The organism is Paraneptunicella aestuarii (genome assembly GCF_019900845.1).
Lineage (GTDB): Bacteria > Pseudomonadota > Gammaproteobacteria > Enterobacterales > Alteromonadaceae > Paraneptunicella > Paraneptunicella aestuarii.
Genome location: NZ_CP074570.1, coordinates 2,702,862 through 2,722,670, shown reverse-complemented (window position 1 = coordinate 2,722,670; position 19,809 = coordinate 2,702,862). Strand labels below are relative to the sequence as shown.

Annotated in this window: 8 protein-coding genes and 1 pseudogene; 5 read left to right on the top strand and 4 right to left on the bottom strand. The window is 43.6% G+C overall.

The window, feature by feature from the left end:
* Positions 1-4 precede the first annotated feature (4 nt).
* The 4 genes and pseudogenes from KIH87_RS19405 (at position 5) to KIH87_RS10535 (ending at position 10,652) form a co-directional block, all read left to right on the top strand.
* Positions 5-2,022: pseudogene (locus KIH87_RS19405) on the top strand (non-ribosomal peptide synthetase).
* On the top strand, positions 1,988-3,841 hold the full coding sequence (locus KIH87_RS10545; RefSeq protein ID WP_232357856.1) for a condensation domain-containing protein: 1,854 nt from the start codon (positions 1,988-1,990) through the stop codon (positions 3,839-3,841). Before KIH87_RS19405 ends, KIH87_RS10545 begins: the two are co-directional and overlap by 35 nt.
* Positions 3,838-5,634 carry a polysaccharide deacetylase family protein gene (locus KIH87_RS10540; protein ID WP_232357855.1) on the top strand — a complete coding sequence of 599 codons (1,797 nt, stop codon included), beginning with the start codon at positions 3,838-3,840 and terminating at the stop codon, positions 5,632-5,634. The genes KIH87_RS10545 and KIH87_RS10540 overlap by 4 nt, the downstream gene beginning before the upstream one ends.
* A 212-nt stretch (positions 5,635-5,846) precedes the next feature.
* A complete protein-coding gene (locus KIH87_RS10535) occupies positions 5,847-10,652 on the top strand; it encodes a non-ribosomal peptide synthetase (protein WP_232357854.1) in 4,806 nt (1,601 codons plus the stop codon).
* A 46-nt stretch (positions 10,653-10,698) separates the two neighbouring features.
* Here KIH87_RS10535 and KIH87_RS10530 read toward each other — a convergent pair whose 3' ends face one another.
* Positions 10,699-11,169: an ankyrin repeat domain-containing protein gene (locus tag KIH87_RS10530; protein WP_232357853.1), complete on the bottom strand. Its 471-nt coding sequence runs from the start codon at positions 11,167-11,169 to the stop codon at positions 10,699-10,701.
* Between the two features lie 253 nt (positions 11,170-11,422).
* Here KIH87_RS10530 and KIH87_RS10525 point away from each other — a divergent pair, with 253 nt between their 5' ends.
* A complete protein-coding gene (locus tag KIH87_RS10525; RefSeq protein ID WP_232357852.1) occupies positions 11,423-12,676 on the top strand; it encodes an IS4 family transposase in 1,254 nt (417 codons plus the stop codon).
* Between the two features lie 316 nt (positions 12,677-12,992).
* On the opposite strand, the gene KIH87_RS10520 is transcribed toward KIH87_RS10525, so the two are convergent.
* The 3 genes from KIH87_RS10520 to KIH87_RS10510 are packed head-to-tail and all read right to left on the bottom strand — an operon-like array spanning position 12,993 to position 19,036.
* Positions 12,993-16,139, bottom strand: coding sequence for a site-specific integrase (locus KIH87_RS10520; RefSeq protein ID WP_232357851.1), 3,147 nt, complete (start codon positions 16,137-16,139; stop codon positions 12,993-12,995).
* Entirely contained in the window at positions 16,124-18,430 is a 2,307-nt protein-coding gene (locus KIH87_RS10515; protein WP_232357850.1) for a hypothetical protein, read from the bottom strand. The genes KIH87_RS10520 and KIH87_RS10515 overlap by 16 nt, the downstream gene beginning before the upstream one ends.
* Before the next feature lie 21 nt (positions 18,431-18,451).
* Positions 18,452-19,036 (bottom strand): hypothetical protein, encoded by a 585-nt coding sequence (locus tag KIH87_RS10510; protein ID WP_232357849.1) that lies wholly within the window; start codon positions 19,034-19,036, stop codon positions 18,452-18,454.
* Positions 19,037-19,809: the final 773 nt, after the last annotated feature.

Below are 19,809 nucleotides of genomic sequence, written 5' to 3'. Positions count from 1 at the left end.
CACGATGAACAGTTTATTACAGGGAGCCTGGTCGTATGTGCTGCAGGGATACAGCGGTAGTGAACGGGTGATGTTTGGTACGGTGGTGTCGGGTCGACCGGGAGCGCTTTGGGGTGTTGAGAGGATGCTTGGTCTTTTCATCAACACGATACCGGTGGTGGTGGATGTGGACAAGGGGTTGTCGCTGGGTCAGTGGCTGGTAGACATTCATGGCCGTAATGTGGCGAGTGACGAGCATCAGTATTTGTCATTATCGGATATCCAGGGTTTGACGGCCATACCCGTTGGTACAGCACTGTTTGACAGTTTACTGGTGTATGAGAACCAGCCGGGTCATCCGGGAGGTGCGAGTGCATCGGACGGGGGTATTGTTGTTGGTCGAGCGGGCTCGGATGAGCGAACCGAATATGCGTTGCTGGTCAGGGCAAAGCTTGAGCATGGTCGTCTGGAATGTGAATTCCACTACCATGGAGATGTGTTGTCTGATTCGATGTCGCGTCAGATGCTGTCACACTTTGAACGTGTGCTGGAGCAGATGGCGCGAGGCGGCGAGGACTTGCAGGTTGGCGAGTTGTCGCTGCTGAGTGAGGCAGAGCGAGAGCAGATGCTTGTTGGTTGGAACCAGACAGAAGTTGCTCACCCGGAGGGTTTATGTCTGCATGAGTTGTTTGAGCGTCAGGTACAACAGAATCCGGATAGGGTGGCGCTGTACTTTGATGGCGAGTCGATGAGCTATGGTGAGCTGAATGCGAGGTCGAATCGTCTGGCCCGTTATCTGCGAGCGCAGGGGGTGTGCAAAGAGACGCTTGTTGGTGTGTGTACAGAGCGCAATTTTGATGTGGTGGTGTCGGTGCTTGCGGTGTTGAAGGCGGGAGGGGCGTATGTCCCATTGGAGCCGGATTACCCGTTGCAGCGTTTGGGATATATGGTGGGCGATGCGGGACTGGATTATTTGTTGACGCAGGAGGCGATAGCGCCCCGTTTTGAAGGCCTGGGTTCAGGGCATGTGTTGTCGGTGGATTCGGTGTCACTGGAAGAGGTCTTGCGAGAGGAGTCATCGCAGGACCTGGGGATTGAGGTTGGGTCGGATTCACTGTGTTATGTGATTTACACGTCAGGCTCGACGGGTCAGCCCAAGGGTGTGATGGCGCAGCATGATGGTGTGTTGAACCGTTTTACTGGATGTGGCGTGAATATCCTGTTTGTGATGGAGAGGTGTTTTGTAGCAAGGCGGCACTGGGTTTTGTGGATTCGGTATGGGAGTTGCTGGGAGGTTTGTTATCGGGTTGTGCGACGGTATTGTTACCGCGAGAGCAGGTCGTGGAGCCCACCTTGTTTTTGGATTCACTGGTGACATATGGTGTGACGCGCCTGGTTGTTGTTCCGTCGATGCTTGAGGTTTTGATGGAGGATGAAGAGTCGTTTGTCGGTTGTCTGGAGCGGTTGCGTTATGTGACGGTGAGTGGAGAGAAGCCGGGAGTGGGTGTGTTGAGGCGATTTCAGGGTTATGGGAGAGATTGTTGTTTGCTGAACCTTTACGGTAGTTCGGAGGTGGCGGCAGATGTGACCTGTTATGCCTATGGTGAGAGTGTAGATAGCCGGAGTCTGATAGGTCGTCCGATAGACAACATGCGAGTGTATGTGCTTGATGAGGGAATGCAGTTGTGTCCGGTGGGTGTTCCTGGTGAGTTGTATGTATCGGGTCCTGGTGTGTCGCGAGGTTATCTGGGCCGTGATGAGCTGACGGGGTCGCGTTTTATTGAGAGCCCGTTTGGAGAGGGAGGAGTTTATGGTCGGATGTTTCGTACGGGAGACCGTGTTCGTTATCAGCCTGATGGGAACCTTGAGTTTTTAGGACGGGTTGACGGACAGATTAAAATTCATGGTATCCGGGTAGAAACCGGTGAGATAGAAGCGGTCATGTTGATGCATCCTGAGGTTGAGAATGCGGTGGTTGTGTATTACGGGCCGGGGAACGAGGGGTATTGTGCCTCAGCTAATCGCCTATGTTATTCCGGTTAAGGGTTTTCAGACAGAGGAGAAACGGAGGGCACTGGGGCGAGAGTTAAAAGCGTGGCTTGGTGAGCGTTTACCGATGGTTATGTTGCCGGGTGGCTGGCAATTTCTGGACAGTTTTCCATTGAACCCCAATGGAAAAATAGACCGGGCACAATTACCGTTACCGGACAGTAGTGGACATGGAGAGAATGAATATATTGCTCCGGTGACCGAGACTGAACGGTTGTTATGTGAGTTATGGCAGGAAGTTATGGGTGTTGAGCGAGTAGGGACTGCAGACAACTTTTTTGAGTTGGGGGGAACTTCACTCACCATCATTACCATGACTCGTCGGGCGGCTCGAAAAGGATTATCTATTAGTGTTAAAGCTGCCTATGAAAATCCATTGTTAAGTGATTTGGTGAACTTTATCTATCAGCAGGAATCCTTGCCTCATCGTAATGATGTTGAGGATGAAGCAACATATCTCCCTTTGACTCCAAATATTGCTTTTAGCCTAAATGGAGCAAACGGAAGTTGGAATAAATGGATATACTGGGATTTATTACAAGGTTCAGAGATTTTTGCTCCTGAAGTTCTTAAAAAGGCTATTTCAAAAGTCATCAACAGACACGAAGCGCTCAGGCTAAGATTCAAAAAAAGGGAAAATAACTCCTGGGTTAATATTTTGATTTCGGGTGATAACAACCTTTCTTTTGAGGTATTCAATTGCCAAGGTAAAGAAGACAGTTTTCGTAAAGTATCTGAATTGAAAACTATTATGGAAAACCGATCTGATATTGAGGCAGGTCCGTTAATTCAAGTTGCTTTATTACAATCTGAACAAGAAGGTATTAGCCGAATATTGCTTGCAATTCATCATTATGTTGTGGATGCAATATCTTTCGACCTGCTTATGGAAGAAGCTTTTTATTATTATGTTTGCCAGGTAACAGAGCGTGACGAAGATTTACCTTATCAGTCGGGAAGTTATCGCAAATATGCGATGTCTCTGGTTGAGTATGCAAATTCGGAAATCTGCATTAGTCATGGCGAATACTGGCAGAAATTAGCAACATCTCAAGCATTAACCATCCCACTGGATAAAGATAACCTTGGTATCACTAGCTGGCGGGTAAGTGAAATAAAACAAAAAATCCCCTTACCTCTTTCCAGGGTCAAAATAGATTATCATGCGCTTGCTGTCGCAGCTTTGGTATTAGGGTTTCGCCGATGGTCAGGACAGCAGGCAATATATCTTAATTTGATTCAGAACGGTCGTATGAATTCAGATGTGACTCTGGATTTAAGTCAAACCGTAGGATGGTTGTCTCATCTCACTCCGGTTCTTATCAAAACTGAAAGTGATCTGGTATCCCTGGATACTATAGGGTTTATTTCAGAGCAACTTAAGGCTGTACCGAACGATAATAGTTTAGGTTTGTTGCGGTATTGTCACAAAGACAAAGCCGTTAGAGAAAAAATGCTTGCCATACCTGAGCCTCAGGTTAATTTTAACTACTTTGAAGATATAACAAGCCAAGCCGAATCCTCATCGGAATTTGAGAGCCCCACACATTTGGTTCGATCAATTAATGAAGAACAAAATCACCAACAAGAATATAGGGTCACGGGTTCTAAAGTGCGTGAACATATTCTGTGTGTTACATGTCATGTGTCTTCGGATGCGGTAAGTATAGGGTGGAATTACGTTGTTGAAATTCACTATGAAGACAGCATTCAAATGTTGCATCAGTGTTTTGAAAATGCATTACGTGAGCTTTTTTCAGAAGCTTTGATGATGCAAACAGCGGTAGTTAGTAAAACGGGGAATAAATCATGAAAACAACTCAATTACAATTTGGATGGCACTCACATGTACCTTATGTGCTTAACGAAAATAATTACTACAGTGAAGACAAAAAAGCACAATGTTCCAAATGGATTTTAGATTCAGTGAATGGTTTTAGCGAATTTTACAAAATATTTAGAGACAACAAGGACTTTAAGTCTTTTATTAGTATATCTGGACAAACTATTGAACAATTTCTGGCTTTAGCTGAAATGTCGGAGGAAACATTTAACTTTCTACGAAATACTTCGCTTGGCGAGTTGGAAATTATGCAGGTTAGGGATATGGCAAGAAATATGTTACAGAATACCCGGCATTATGTAGCTAATGGTCGACTGGAGTTGATAGGAACCGCATATAATCATTCTATTATGCCTTTTCTTAGTGTAGATGACTTCAGGAACGAAGTTGAAAAAATTCTTAGGGCGTTCGAAGTTCATTTTGGTGTTACTGATGTGCAGGGCTTCTTTCCTCCCGAAAGTTGTATAACTGAACGAGATATAGAGATATATCAAGCTTGTGGTATTAAATATCTTGTATTGGAAGATCCTACCTATATGGATACGCGGGGTGGCTTCAGACGGAGGTCGGGTAACTTCTATTCTCTTGATAGAGAAGGTGAGCAAAGCAGATTAGGCTGTTTTCACCGCAATCGTGCAATATCGTTACTGTCCTGGCTGTCGGAATATGAAAACATTGGCAATACAGGAAAAAACAATTCGGTCCGACAAGATGTTCAATATGCAAGGCTTGATGGCTCGGTTGATAATTCAATTCTAGAGTTCGAAGACGTATTCACTCGTTCTAAACACACTGAAAGAAACAGTATTAATCCGGAGCAATTTGCAGACATTGTTAAATCTTTAAGTATTAACGAGAGTGATGAAGGACAGGAAGATGCTAATCATAGCCTTATGCTTTTTACCGATCATGAGTATCTTGGTAGTTCGCATAGAATCTTTCCACTGATTAACCAGGCTATTGGTCGAATTTGCGAAGCAAATTCCAAAGAAGAAAACTTATCGCTTCAATTTTGTACGTTAAACGAAAGTTATCGTGGAATTGAAAATACCAAGATTAAAAAGCAGACAGTTAGTCTTTTAAAAGGCTCTTGGTGTTCAGGGTTGATGCTGGCAGATGCTTATCTTAAGGATATAAAGGACAACCAGTTTTTATATTCTCATGGAACCATATGTGAGCCTTTCGCCAATTGGAAATCATACTCTTATCATTATGATTTGATTTCAGCACATATGGCATATGTTTTTGAGCATATGACTCCTGTGTCCGAAGCAAGTGACCATCAAAAGGTTCTGATCAATCAGATAACATCATTATTGGATGTGACTAAAACGTCCTGCTTTTATGGGTGGTTTCCACCTGTCTACCGACTTAAACCAGCTTATACATTATTAATGAAACTGCATGGGATTCTGGCAGATTTCTATCAGGAATCTAATGAAAACACTTTCGTTATAGATGTTGCTTGGCATGATGGCGCAATCAAACCGATTATCAGCAGGATTCAGCAACTCAAAATGAGTGATAGTGCACATCTTCAGCCTCAAATTAGAGAAGCTGAAAAGAAAATTCAGAGTGCAAAAACGATTTTAAAATCGGGAGTGAACTATCAATGCTCTATTGGCTATCGGCATTTGTGCGAGGCAACAGACTTACTTGAAGAAATATTTGAATTGATTGACTCCGAAGAACGACTCTTCATGGAGCCTAATAACCCATGGGATCTATGGGACAGAAAATTGGTAGATGGCGTATATGTTTAAATACCAGTGGTAATGCAAATAGGTGAGTCTTGGATTCGGGGGGGCTGATTAACCCACTTTACCTGAGGATTTATGAAGTCAAAATTCAGAAAACCGGGAAATATTGTTTATAAGAAAAAATTTATCATGTAGGTTAGGGTGTTTATATTCACCAACCTGGTTGTTCAAGTATTAATGTGGCTGATTTATACACTTAATCTAAAAGGGTTCAAATGACTGAAATTAGTACAACAGAATTATTAGCATTATGTCAGTCCAAAGGGATAAGTGTGGGAGTGGTAGAAGGGCGTTTAAAGGTACTGGACCCGGAGAAACGCCTGGATGAGTCGCTGCTGGTTTTACTGCGTGAGCACAAGCAAGAGCTGATAAGGTTTTTCAGCCCGGGTCATGGGTATACCGCCTCTGACTTTCCTCATGCAACGTTGTCCACCGAAGAGGTGGAAGCGTTGTTCGAACAATATCCTGATACCGAAAATCTTTATCTGGCAACGCCGCTGCAGTCGGGTTTGCTGTTCCACGGCCTGTGGGATGGTAACGGTTCATCGTATACATCCCAGAGTTATATGGAGCTCAGTGGTCATGTGGATACCGGTTTGTTGCAACAGGCATGGCAACAGACGGTATCGCGGCACGCTATTTTACGAACCTGTTTTGTGGGTCTGGACAACCGTAATGTACATCAGCTGGTACGCCGTGAAGTGACATTGCCGGTGCATGTCGAAGACTGGCGAGGCCAGTCGGGGTCGGAGCAGGCTTCGGGGCTTTTGGCATTACATGCACAAGACAAACAGGCGGGATTTGATTTTGCACAGGCCCCCCTGATGCGTATTACATTGGTGCGCCTGGAAGATGAGCGTTTACACTTTTTATGGACCTACCACCATATACTGCTGGATGGGTGGTGTGTGCCGCTGTTGCTGGATGAGGTTATGGGCCGTTATCGAGGTTTACAGTCAGGAGAGGTTTTTTCTCCCCCAGCGGTAGCGCCCTATGAGAGTTACATTGGTTGGCTGATGTCACGAGACAAAGAGGAAGCGAAGGCGTTTTGGTCTTCGCGGCTATCGGGGATAGAGGCCCCGACGCGTTTTATCCATGATTTGCCAGTATCGAAGGGAGCAGCCGATGACTTTTGCGAGACCGGTTTTGTGCTGGAAGAAAGGGTAACGGGGCAGTTACAGGCACTGGTGAAGTCAAGTCGTACCACGATGAACAGTTTATTACAGGGAGCCTGGTCGTATGTGCTGCAGGGATACAGCGGTAGTGAACGGGTGATGTTTGGTACGGTGGTGTCGGGTCGACCGGGAGCGCTTTGGGGTGTTGAGAGGATGCTTGGTCTTTTCATCAACACGATACCGGTGGTGGTGGATGTGGACAAGGGGTTGTCGCTGGGTCAGTGGCTGGTAGACATTCATGGCCGTAATGTGGCGAGTGACGAGCATCAGTATTTGTCATTATCGGATATCCAGGGTTTGACGGCCATACCCGTTGGTACAGCACTGTTTGACAGTTTACTGGTGTATGAGAACCAGCCGGGTCATCCGGGAGGTGCGAGTGCATCGGACGGGGGTATTGTTGTTGGTCGAGCGGGCTCGGATGAGCGAACCGAATATGCGTTGCTGGTCAGGGCAAAGCTTGAGCATGGTCGTCTGGAATGTGAATTCCACTACCATGGAGATGTGTTGTCTGATTCGATGTCGCGTCAGATGCTGTCACACTTTGAACGTGTGCTGGAGCAGATGGCGCGAGGCGGCGAGGACTTGCAGGTTGGCGAGTTGTCGCTGCTGAGTGAGGCAGAGCGAGAGCAGATGCTTGTTGGTTGGAACCAGACAGAAGTTGCTCACCCGGAGGGTTTATGTCTGCATGAGTTGTTTGAGCGTCAGGTACAACAGAATCCGGATAGGGTGGCGCTGTACTTTGATGGCGAGTCGATGAGCTATGGTGAGCTGAATGCGAGGTCGAATCGTCTGGCCCGTTATCTGCGAGCGCAGGGGGTGTGCAAAGAGACGCTTGGTGTGTGTACAGAGCGCAATTTTGATGTGGTGGTGTCGGTGCTTGCGGTGTTGAAGGCGGGAGGGGCGTATGTCCCATTGGAGCCGGATTACCCGTTGCAGCGTTTGGGATATATGGTGGGCGATGCGGGACTGGATTATTTGTTGACGCAGGAGGCGATAGCGCCCCGTTTTGAAGGCCTGGGTTCAGGGCATGTGTTGTCGGTGGATTCGGTGTCACTGGAAGAGGTCTTGCGAGAGGAGTCATCGCAGGACCTGGGGATTGAGGTTGGGTCGGATTCACTGTGTTATGTGATTTACACGTCAGGCTCGACGGGTCAGCCCAAGGGTGTGATGGCGCAGCATGATGGTGTGTTGAACCGTTTTTACTGGATGTGGCGTGAATATCCTGTTTGTGATGGAGAGGTGTTTTGTAGCAAGGCGGCACTGGGTTTTGTGGATTCGGTATGGGAGTTGCTGGGAGGTTTGTTATCGGGTTGTGCGACGGTATTGTTACCGCGAGAGCAGGTCGTGGAGCCCACCTTGTTTTTGGATTCACTGGTGACATATGGTGTGACGCGCCTGGTTGTTGTTCCGTCGATGCTTGAGGTTTTGATGGAGGATGAAGAGTCGTTTGTCGGTTGTCTGGAGCGGTTGCGTTATGTGACGGTGAGTGGAGAGAAGCCGGGAGTGGGTGTGTTGAGGCGATTTCAGGGTTATGGGAGAGATTGTTGTTTGCTGAACCTTTACGGTAGTTCGGAGGTGGCGGCAGATGTGACCTGTTATGCCTATGGTGAGAGTGTAGATAGCCGGAGTCTGATAGGTCGTCCGATAGACAACATGCGAGTGTATGTGCTTGATGAGGGAATGCAGTTGTGTCCGGTGGGTGTTCCTGGTGAGTTGTATGTATCGGGTCCTGGTGTGTCGCGAGGTTATCTGGGCCGTGATGAGCTGACGGGGTCGCGTTTTATTGAGAGCCCGTTTGGAGAGGGAGGAGTTTATGGTCGGATGTTTCGTACGGGAGACCGTGTTCGTTATCAGCCTGATGGGAACCTTGAGTTTTTAGGACGGGTTGACGGACAGATTAAAATTCATGGTATCCGGGTAGAAACCGGTGAGATAGAAGCGGTCATGTTGATGCATCCTGAGGTTGAGAATGCGGTGGTTGTGTATTACGGGCCGGGGAACGAGGCGGGTATTGTGCCTCAGCTAATCGCCTATGTTATTCCGGTTAAGGGTTTTCAGACAGAGGAGAAACGGAGGGCACTGGGGCGAGAGTTAAAAGCGTGGCTTGGTGAGCGTTTACCGATGGTTATGTTGCCGGGTGGCTGGCAATTTCTGGACAGTTTTCCATTGAACCCCAATGGAAAAATAGACCGGGCACAATTACCGTTACCGGACAGTAGTGGACATGGAGAGAATGAATATATTGCTCCGGTGACCGAGACTGAACGGTTGTTATGTGAGTTATGGCAGGAAGTTATGGGTGTTGAGCGAGTAGGGACTGCAGACAACTTTTTTGAGTTGGGGGGAACTTCACTAGTTGCTATAAGGGTGATCAGCAAAGCAAAAAAAGTGGGGCTGAGCATGACTATGCAGCAGCTTTGGCAAAATCAGACTATTGCAGAGCTGTCTGCTATTCTTGGTGAATGTCGTATTGAGGGTTCGCAGGACATAAAGGTTGATGAACTATCCCAAATTCCTCTATTACCCGCACAATATCGTTTTTTTGAAGGTAAAAACCCCAATGAAAATCACTTTAACTGCGCCACAATGTGTGAAGTGAGGGTAGAGCTAAACGAAGACATTTTGCGTCAGGTAATTTTATTTGTTCTCACTAAACATGATGCCCTCAGAATGGTATTTCATACCGATGGTACTGACTGGTATCAGGTCGTTGCTGATGTTCCTGAAACTGTGCCATTGGAAGTCATTAATGTGTATGGTGACAGTGATGACGATATTGATGAGCAGCTAAAAAGTCACGTACAGGAATTACAAGGCAGTCTTAATATTCGTACGGGTGAACTTACGCGATTTGCCCTATTCAATTTACCGAATGACAGACCACAACGATTATTGTTTATTTGTCATCATCTGGTATTGGATGGGTTTTCAATGGAGTTTATTTTAGACGAGCTAGTCAATACTTATTCTACCATTGCTCAGGGTAACCCGCTTCCTGTTGTTTCTGATTCTTCGAATTATTCTAACGCTTTAAAAGCATTAAAAATGATGGCTTCTGATGAGTTAAAAGATGAAGCAGATTATTGGATTTCACATATTCCTGATGAGATGAAAAAATTACCAACTGATTACGTTAACTCTATGCAAAGTAATCAATTTAAAACGGTACATTTTTTTATTGATAAATGGGTAGGACCGGAAGAAACCCAAATCATCATGCATGAGATTCCAGCACAAGAAAAAGTAAATAGTGTTGCCGTAGTGCTGCATGCACTATCTTTGTTTGTTGCAGAGTGGAATGAGCAATCTCCGATGCTGATAGATTTAATGCGTTTTGGCAGGGAGGTTAAAGACAACAAAGTGGACTTGTCGGAATGTTTGGGCTGGCATGCTGTAACCATACCTTATTTTGTCGATCCTTCCACTTCAAAAAATCACCGGGAAGCTATCCACAAAATTCACGATGGGTTGGAGTCTATTCCTTATTCCGGTACTAACCTTGGGCTTTTGAAATATTTGAGTGGTGATGAAAATATCAGGCAGCGATTAAAGAGCAAACCCCATCCAGAGCTCATGTTGAACTTCTTTCCGGCTGAATCATCGAGTGTCCAGAAAGAAGAACCCATTCTTAAATGGTTGGATTTTTCTCTGGATCCTTATGTTGCACCAGATAATTACAATGGTTATATGTTGACCATATGGGTTAGTGAAATTGGAGACCGACTGGGAATTGGTGTTCAGTATAGTGACAAATTCTATGCAAATGAATCAATTGGAAAATTGATTGATATGTTTATTTCACAGATGGAGGAAGTGGCTCAATGGTTTAAGTTGAATCGCTAGGCGTTATCTGCAGAAGCTGTTGGCTTCTGCAATTGCGGTTCCTGCGTTAGTCATTGACGGAATTAGCCGCCTCTATCAGAGTTTTAAATCTGGGATTTTGGGAAGAATGGGCTTTTTTAAGCAACTGACTGATGTTTTTCTCATCTACAATGGCTCCACCTTCCAGAAGTGTTTCAAACATTTTTACGTTATTCTGAGAAATTGCAGTGTCGAGCAGACTGTCATCGCGATGGGATGCTAAATCAAGACCAGCTTCCAGAATTAACTCGGCAGCTTTATTGTCATTATGTTCCAGAGCCAGTTTTAATAATGTTAATCCTTGTTCCCCGTCAGTTTTAGCCCCCTGTTCCAGAAGCTTACTTAATTTAAGGTGATCGCCAGAGGTCACTGCTTCAGCTAGTATACTTTGAGTACTGGATGTAAAAGTATTACCAGCCGCTACGACATCATCCGCATACAAAAACATGGAACTAGATAATAAAACACTGGCTACCAATGCGTGACCGGGTTTAACCATGAGCAATCTCCTTTTGGAATAATTTGAGGGTGTTAATTTTTTCTTCGGTAATAAATCTACATTGGTGGCTTATTATTGTAAACAGTGGCTAATGTCTGCAAATTGAATGCAACTCGATCTTGATAAACATCAATCGGTTTTTACATCGGTATATCGTAACAAAGAGCGAATTTGTCTTGGGGTTCTACCCTGAGGTATCCCCACAAATAAATTTTGTGGATCAATAATTTATTTTAAATAGAAGGGAACATTCATGGCATTTGGTGATCTGATCAATCGCCAAACATCACAAACCCCAAACGGATACGCCATGAATGTACCCCAGATTTTGAATAAAACCATCACACTTGTCACCCCCAGTATGCATGTCACTAGAAGAAAATCACCGCTCGCTTGCATGACCAGCATATTGCATGGAGCAAATGCGACAGTGACAAGTATTGGTCGTGGAATTTCATCCTCTGCTGGAGAAAAACATAACATTAAACGTGCTGACAGGCTGCTTTCAAATAGCCACTTATACATTGAGTTATCCGGGATTTATGGTTTCATGGGAAGGCTTTTTACGGCGGCTCTTTCTACTCCGGTTATTCATGTCGATTGGTCTGACCTCGATGAATATAAACGACATTTTCTTCTTAGAGCTTCATTAGCATTTGAGGGACGAAGCATTACTCTATATGAAGAAGTGCATGATATTGGAACCAAGGAAAAACCAGCAACACATCGCCATTTTCTGGATGTGCTTAAATCCATTCTTCCACCGGGTTCAACGCCTGTTATTGTCACCGATGCAGGGTTTAAAACGCCTTGGTTTAATACCGTGTTATCACTGGGATGGCATTTTGTTGGACGAGCAAGAAAACCCAACTTTTTCCATATAAACGATGAAAACTGGCAATGTATCACTTCCCTTTATCCTGCTGCGACATCGTGTCCTAAAACCTTTGCTGGACAGTTGTGTCGGAGCAGTCCAATGGATGTACGATTCGTTTTATATAAACAAAATCCCAAGGGGCGTCATAAGCTTAACCGCTCCGGCACCTCCTGTCTTAAAGGCCCATCCCAAAAGGGCGCTAAACGAAACCGTGAACCATGGTTATTGGTGACGTCGTTACCAGATAAAAGTCATTTGGGTAAACGTGTGGTGAAAATATATCAAACCCGAATGCAGATTGAAGAAACGTTTCGGGATATGAAGAGCCCACGTTTTGCCTTGGGATTTAGCAATAATCTGAGCAAAGACACACGGCGTTTACGCATTCTGGTGTTGCTCACCACTCTGGCCCATCTTGTTGCTACGCTAGTGGGATGGACGGTGAAAAGAGCCAATAAGCATCGTCGTTACCAAGCTAACAGTCTAAAAAGCAAAGACGTACTAAGCCTGATGTTTATCGGTTTAAGGGCCATTGTCGATAAGACATTGAAGCTCCTGCCAGAAATATGGCCATCAGCCGTCGACGCTTTGAAACTAAAACTAGCGGAAGTGAATTATGTTCCCATTTAAATTTGTGGGGATCCCTCAGGGTAGAACCCCTTATTGCCTAAAAGAAAATAAGCCATCTCTTAAATTAACTGATGTCGAGCGTAATTCGATGGTTATCGCTTAAACCGATCTCGGGTTAATTTAACAGGTTAATTGCCATGACCGGGCTGAGGTCTGGGCTAAACATTCTAAAAAGTCGAGTTGTAAGTTCTTATAATAGACCTGAATATGTCACAAATCCGGAACGATTTCGTCACAATGAAGAAGTGGGTTGTATTGGACTTGAACCTCGTCTTGTAAGGGGAGGGGGCATTAATAGTCTTAACTAAGAACCGTTTTAACAAATTGCCTTAAGTTCCACTTCAGAAAACATCAATATACTCAACAACCTAACCGTCAACTTGAGTACATTCGTTGAATACTTTCCATAATCGTTGTCTGACTTAATCTGTTTTTCACCGGGATGAGATAGATAAACCTTGGCCTGTCCATTCGGATTGCGTTTGTCTTCAATGAGGGAATATTGGCTTGTTGGAAAACCTCTACAGGCATCTTTCCACTGTTCTAACGTAGATTTATGCTGGTAGCCAATCTGAATGCGCCATCGGGATTTGGGAAAACAGTTAACAATGGTCAACAATTTTTGTAAGTGACTCCAGTGCCTTATTAATATGGCGCTATCGCTGCTGTGCGTCCTTAACAAGGTGATTCGGGAGAGCAAGGCCAACTGCTTTTTAGCTGATTTGGAATTATCTTTGAATATTTTCCGAAAATGAGCCAATAAACGCTGTATATCTTGCTTTTCTAAATGTGAATTAGGGAAGGGAGGTATTAGGCTGTAGTCTCTGTTACCTGGATTATGTCTTAGATGATTTTTTGAAGTGCTGAGTTCACAGATGAGTTTAGCATTGGCGATCCAGATGTCGATTTCTTTCCTTGCAAGCTTGTGCTGCCAGACTAGCATGTCGGTTGATTGGCCTGCCTGATATTCAGATAAAAATTCATGAAGGATATAGAACATTCGGCTTTTATCTGGTTTTGGCAGTTCAAGTTCGACCGCATTTTGTTCATTTCTTGATAGTTCATTAGATTGATGTTCTATACAAAAAGCTTTGTTTTTGAGTTTAGTCATGACCGGGTTTAATAGCTGAAAAGCCTCGATTGTCTTGTCCATGCTCATGAGGCTTGAAATTGTTTTAACGCTAAGGCCGCTGATGTTGATAGCCATGTTTTTTGTGAGCTTCATGGCATTCTTCTGTAGCTCGCAGAATAGAATCAAATCGCAAAAGTGCAGGTAGTTGTTGAATGTGACTAATGGGCTGTTATGGCCTGCGGCAACCGCTAAAGCCCAATATCTGCTTTGAGGGTGAAGTCCGAAAATAGCATTTTTAATGTTTGCCCTTTCTGTTTGAGTGTATGGCATAACGGCCTGAATCAAACTTTCGGGAAGATAAGTTTTATCCATATCATCCCAATGCATAATTAATTGCAGTCTTGAAAAAGCGGAATGTCTTAAGCTGTAAAATACGAGCGATGGCACTCCGGCAATTTGCTTTAGTAGTTGGCCAATGAAATTGGAAACTTGTAACTTGTCCGGCATTTCGTAGCGGTTATGGGGGGAAGCGCAAAACAGTTGCTGAGGATTGGATTTTCGAGCCTTGGAAAAACGACATAGCTCCAACCAGCGCCGAATAAAGTCTTTTTCTTGCTCTGTACACAATGTGATGAGAGGCACTTTTCTCCGTGCAGCATTGCTTTTATTGTTGTCGTATTGATTGTCTCTGATAAACAGCCATAACTGAGCAGACCATTCTATGTCTTTGAGCCTGAGTTTTAGAATTTCGCCGATTCTGAGCCCAGCTCTAAAGGCGATGATGCAAATTATGCAAAGCTGTAGTTGTTCCGGTTCAGTCATGTCTTTGCATTGGGAAATGCTTTTAATGAGTTGGGCAAAAACTGGCTCTGATACAACCCCTGCTCGGACTCTCGAAATAGCGTTTTTATTATCACTAAGTGGCGTGCTTAACGGTTTCAATTGAAAGTTAACCACCGCAAATTGGTGTAAATCATCTAATCGTCCGGCACGGTAACTAGCATCATTTTGGGATACGGCGATTTCCAGCATTCCTTCGTACAAGGCTTCAAAATCGGTTTCTGGATCTGTGAGTTCTATATCTCGTGTACCTGAAAGCCATACGGCACCAACAGCATTCACGTATCTTCTGATTGAACTGAGTTTGTTGTTTTTATCTAACTTGTGTTTAACCCAACTAAGCAAAATGCTTTCGTTAATTGGCATTGTGTCGAGGCTGGGGAAAAACGAATGCCATTCATTTCTTGCTCGGGCAGATGTACGTTTTATGCCTTTATCTTTCTCTCGAAGTAATTTTTTCAGGTCATCAAGTAATCCAAATTTTGATGTTCTCTTATTTGAGCTGTGTTTAATGTCGTTAAGGCTTGGTAATGCGTTGGCATGCGTAATTTGGAACTGTTTGCTATCCATTATTACCGGTGTCGGTGCTTTAAAGAGGGACTGCCACATATTGGCTGGCAAGGAGTAAGCCATGTTTCTTTTGGTTGCATACTCGACATTGGCTTCCGGTATTGAAATTTCAGGTTTGGTTTCAGCCACTCCGATACCGGCTTTACAGAACCGTTCAATAGATAGCTCTTTAAGACCATGCTGTTTAAAGGCTGGACGTAATACTTCTTGCAGCGAAAGTGATTTTTGAGAATGGTATTTTCGGCTTCTAAGGTACTTATTAATTAAAGCCAAGGTGATTGCGGTCGGGAAAAATCGGGTGACTAAAACTGAGTCTTCTCCATTATGGCTATTGGTGGAGAAGGGGAATGAACGTTTTTTATGGTCTCTGTCTGGTACAAGTGTTAAATCTAACCAAACAAGTTGCTCAATTTGCTGGAGCGGGCATTTGCTTTGTAGAGCTTCAAATAATGCCGACAGGTGTCTTTGCTCGTTAAGTCCGCTGTGTAAAACCGCGCTAATCAGGCAATCTCTTAAATTGGTCTGCGGATCACTATTTTTCTCTATATTACTTAGCCAGTTCTTTTCAAACTCCATCAATGCATTGGAGCCAATAAACCATTTGTGGCTGCGAAAAGGGCGCTCTCTTTTCTGCCTTATGATTGTATTTGGAACAGGCAGGTGCCAGAGTTTGGATTTGTTACCTTCATTGATCAGATGCGTTAACAGGTTATTCGCTTTTGATAACTGGCTAGCACTGGTGAACTTTTTGCAAAGTGCAGGGAATACACTTTCCTTCCAGATTTTCTGGAAACTGGCATAGGGATGAGGTTCAGGATGGAAGAGCTTGGGCAAGTATTGTTCAAGGATGCGTAAAGCCTCTTTTCCTAGAGTGATATCATGGTCTTTTCTATCACGCTCTCGCTTTGCGATTCCTGATTGAAAAGGATCTGACTTTTTTGTCGCCAGACTTGCTCTAAATTCAATTAATGGATTTTGCATCCTTTCACCACTTCAAATTTAAGAGAGCACAATAGTGTTTGTAGAGTCTCGGATATTCGTTTGAAATCCCCATAGGAAAATCCTGAAAATCGACCAAACCCTTCTTGTCCCATTTCTTCATGCCCCATAAAACAATCAATTAGTGCAGGTGAAATGTCTTCCTTGGTCATCAAAAAGCTTCGCAGGAAATGACGATGCCAATTAATGGCAACGGGGAACTGATCTGCCAGATAGGGTTTTAATGATTTAGGTGATAACGGTGTAATGTCGTCATTTTCTATGAAAAATAGTAAGTCGCTTTCCCCAGTATTATCATCAGTATGATCTCCGGCATGTACTTGTTGGATGTGACTTGCTAACACGGGGAGTTGGTTACAAGCGAAAAAGTGCAGGGCATCTAAATGGGCGAGATACATTTTAATTTGTTGTATTGCGATTTCTGGCAATACAATCACGCGTGCAGCAAGACCTTCTCGACGCTCTTTATCGCTGATCCAGTATTTTCCTGATCCCAGACAGATGTCCTGAATTCTGCCTCCCGTGCCAACTACAGGTCGATAACCAGAGGCCAAAGTAATCAAACGGTAGATGTACAATACATATTGATTATGGAAGGCGATTACGTAGCGAGTCCCCTTGGTTCGTAGTTCATTTAAGTGCTGAATATGCTGCCTGTTACAGCTAATGATTTCCGTTTCTTTGAGATAAAGTGGCGATCCTATTGCGAGGGTTGGCTCAGACTCTTTGTTTTCGTCCTCTGTCGTGATTATCCATTTTTCATTGTTAGTGATGTCTTGAATCCAGTTGCTGAACTGGTCAATGAAGCTTTGAATTTGTTGCTGTGTAATGTGGCTATAGGGGAGCCCGGTAGTTTTGATGTCATTTACACCTGTGATGAGATCAGCGATGACAGAATCCAGATTGTTTTGACGTTGAAACGCATTTATTTGTTGGCAAATACGACTTATTGCCAGTCTTGTTCCGTACTTTTTGTTTAATTCTGATAGCCACTTTTTGACAATGTCTGAGTCAATCTCTCCTGATTTTAATTGGGCTTCAGTAACGATATTGGGCAAACGGATAGTCACGCTTTTGTCAACAGGTCGAATGATGTGGCTGACTTCTTGCTCTTGGGCAAATGTCGCTGTTATATGCTTAATTTTCAGGTTCAAGCCAGAGTCATCATGATAAAACAATCGATGTTGACCTTTGGATTGCTTTGCAATTTCCTCTGGGGCTCTGCCAGTTAACAAGCTCAATAATAGAAATGCTAAAGCAGGCTCAAAATCTGAGGTTTTGTCGGCAGACAATATTGAGTGAGATAAGATTCGAATTTCATGTGAGGTCAGACTTTGGAAATCACAGGGTAGAAATTGTTTCTTGCGCTGGATACTTTGAATGACTTGCTTAGCTTTTACCTGGTTCTCTTTTAGCTCTCTGGCGGTATCCTGATTGAGTGCAACGACTGCGTAGGTTGCCAAGTCCTCCGCAGAAGTAGATTTTTCTTCATTTTCCCATTCTTCAATGGATTTACTTCTTTGTCTGTTTAATTCTCGAACCTGGAAAACATCAAAATCATTGTCAGGTTCGTTTTCAATTTCTGTTTGTATATGTAGCCGATACTTTTTGCGAGGACCGCGATTTCCCTTCTTGATTCTGCCTGTTTTTTTATCGTAAGCATTTTTAAAAGCAACGTAATATCCATCCAATGATCTTTGAACCCTGTTGGACTTTGTTTCGTCTTGCCTCAATATATCGAGTCTGTCGATCAAAACGTCTAAGGGAAAGTCTTCGGGATTGGGCAGTGTACGGGCTACATCATCTCTTTTACCGAGACCGAGTTGCCTTAATTCGTTGAACACTTTGTTGAGTGGGGAGTCATTATCTCCAATTTCGGCCAGTCTGATAGCAGAACAAAGAACTAAAATTTTGTAGTGATCAAATCGAGGCTTTCGATAGCTGTATGATTTTAACTCACAGCACACGAAAGCCGTTGCGTGATATTCACGTAACCACTGTTTTTTAAGTAACCAGTTATAGATTTCATGTATTTCGACCGGGTTTTGATTGGAAGGGGCTGACACTGAGATGATTTCATCACAGGCGAAGTTAATTTTGTCGAGTTCTTTCTTAAATTCTATGGTGATACTGTAATGCGGGGAATCAATAAGGGACTTAAGGTAGTGAGCAATAGCATGTTTTTGGGGGATATTTAATGCGTCATTAAATATATGCAGAAATAAATTGCTGCCGTATTCCTCTTTGTACTTTTGATCTGATTTACTGCTCATCTGATCTGCTGCCCATTTATGCTATTGCTTATCCAGAAGGGCTGACGTTTGGAAAGATATATGAGTTGTGTAGAGGCGTTGATAATCTCTCCATTTCTGAGCCTGTCTTTGTACTACCGCTCTGCTGGCATCAGCCCAATTGGCAATGTCTGGTTCCGTTGTTTTGTGTTCGCTAAAGAGCTTTTTATGGATGTCCACTGGCACTTCCTTATTGACTATATCCAAGAGCATACCGAGTTGAACTTTTGAATCAACACTATAAATCACAGTGTGGAGTAGGGAGAGCCAAGCATCAAAAACTATCTTCTCTATTATCGCTTCTGAGTCACCATTGCTGCTTAGGATTAAAGTATCGGATCTGACTAGATCGAGAATTGGGCAGTTCAATAATGCGATTTTGTCTACAGGGCCAGTAACAAGCAATTCTTTGCCATTCAAAATGCCTTCAAGTCTGATGGTCTGGTTTAGATGTTCAAAAAAAGAGTGGGGGAGTGAACTCAGATCTATTGTTCTTGGAAGTTGCCCATAAAGCTTGAAAATGGGTTCAACCGCAGGGTGAATAATTGCAGTTTTTACCTTACTTTTTGACTTGAGTAAGTGAGCCATTTTACGTCCGTCAGGTCTATTTGTAGAGTAATAAATATACAATATAGATCTAATAAAATTGAATTTATTGTGACCGTGACCAAAACAAGTGTGTTTAATTGGTTGAAATTGTATAAATGAAGAGGATTTAGAAAAGGTAATAAATACAGTTGGATACTATTAATATACACATAACTATGTATAAGAACTTATAGTCGGTACGGCCTGTCACGCCGGGGGTCGCGGGTTCGAGTCCCGTCCACTCCGCCAATATTCATATCAATAAAATCCATGTCAATCAAATCAATACGTTATCTCTTATATAAGCACGATCCAGTGCAACTCAATATATCGCTTGTGACCATGTCGTGACCAAACCGTGACTTTTGTACAAAAAGGCCGGGTATTACTTGGTGTTTTTGCCAATAGATTCCAATTTTTGCGAAAAAATAATATTTGGCTATAAGCACTTGCTCTTCTTGGAATGGTCACCGTGACCAAACCCCATTTTATTCATCAGTAATTTCATATAAATCTGCGATGCCTATATCAATGCTGAACTACTTCTTTGCTAGTCATATGGACTGATAATGATGAAGAGCCTGATTTTCACATTGATCAATTATTGTTTGTTTCGGGTAAAATATTTGACTTCAATGTGCGTCAAATATACCATCCTCGCCGGAAAATAATTTACCGTTCTATGAAATTATTCAAGCAGTCTAGATAGAACAAGCAGTATCTAAATACCACGTTGCCAACTTCATGCTAGAGGCCGGAATAAGCCTTCAGAA

Bases quoted from the DNA above. Each gene is read 5' to 3' on its own strand.
- KIH87_RS10540 (WP_232357855.1), top strand. From the start codon at position 3,838: ATGAAAACAACTCAATTACAATTTGGATGGCACTCACATGTACCTTAT.
- KIH87_RS10535 (WP_232357854.1), top strand. From the start codon at position 5,847: ATGACTGAAATTAGTACAACAGAATTATTAGCATTATGTCAGTCCAAA.
- KIH87_RS10530 (WP_232357853.1), bottom strand. From the start codon at position 11,169: ATGGTTAAACCCGGTCACGCATTGGTAGCCAGTGTTTTATTATCTAGT.
- KIH87_RS10525 (WP_232357852.1), top strand. From the start codon at position 11,423: ATGGCATTTGGTGATCTGATCAATCGCCAAACATCACAAACCCCAAAC.
- KIH87_RS10520 (WP_232357851.1), bottom strand. From the start codon at position 16,139: ATGCAAAATCCATTAATTGAATTTAGAGCAAGTCTGGCGACAAAAAAG.
- KIH87_RS10515 (WP_232357850.1), bottom strand. From the start codon at position 18,430: ATGAGCAGTAAATCAGATCAAAAGTACAAAGAGGAATACGGCAGCAAT.
- KIH87_RS10510 (WP_232357849.1), bottom strand. From the start codon at position 19,036: ATGGCTCACTTACTCAAGTCAAAAAGTAAGGTAAAAACTGCAATTATT.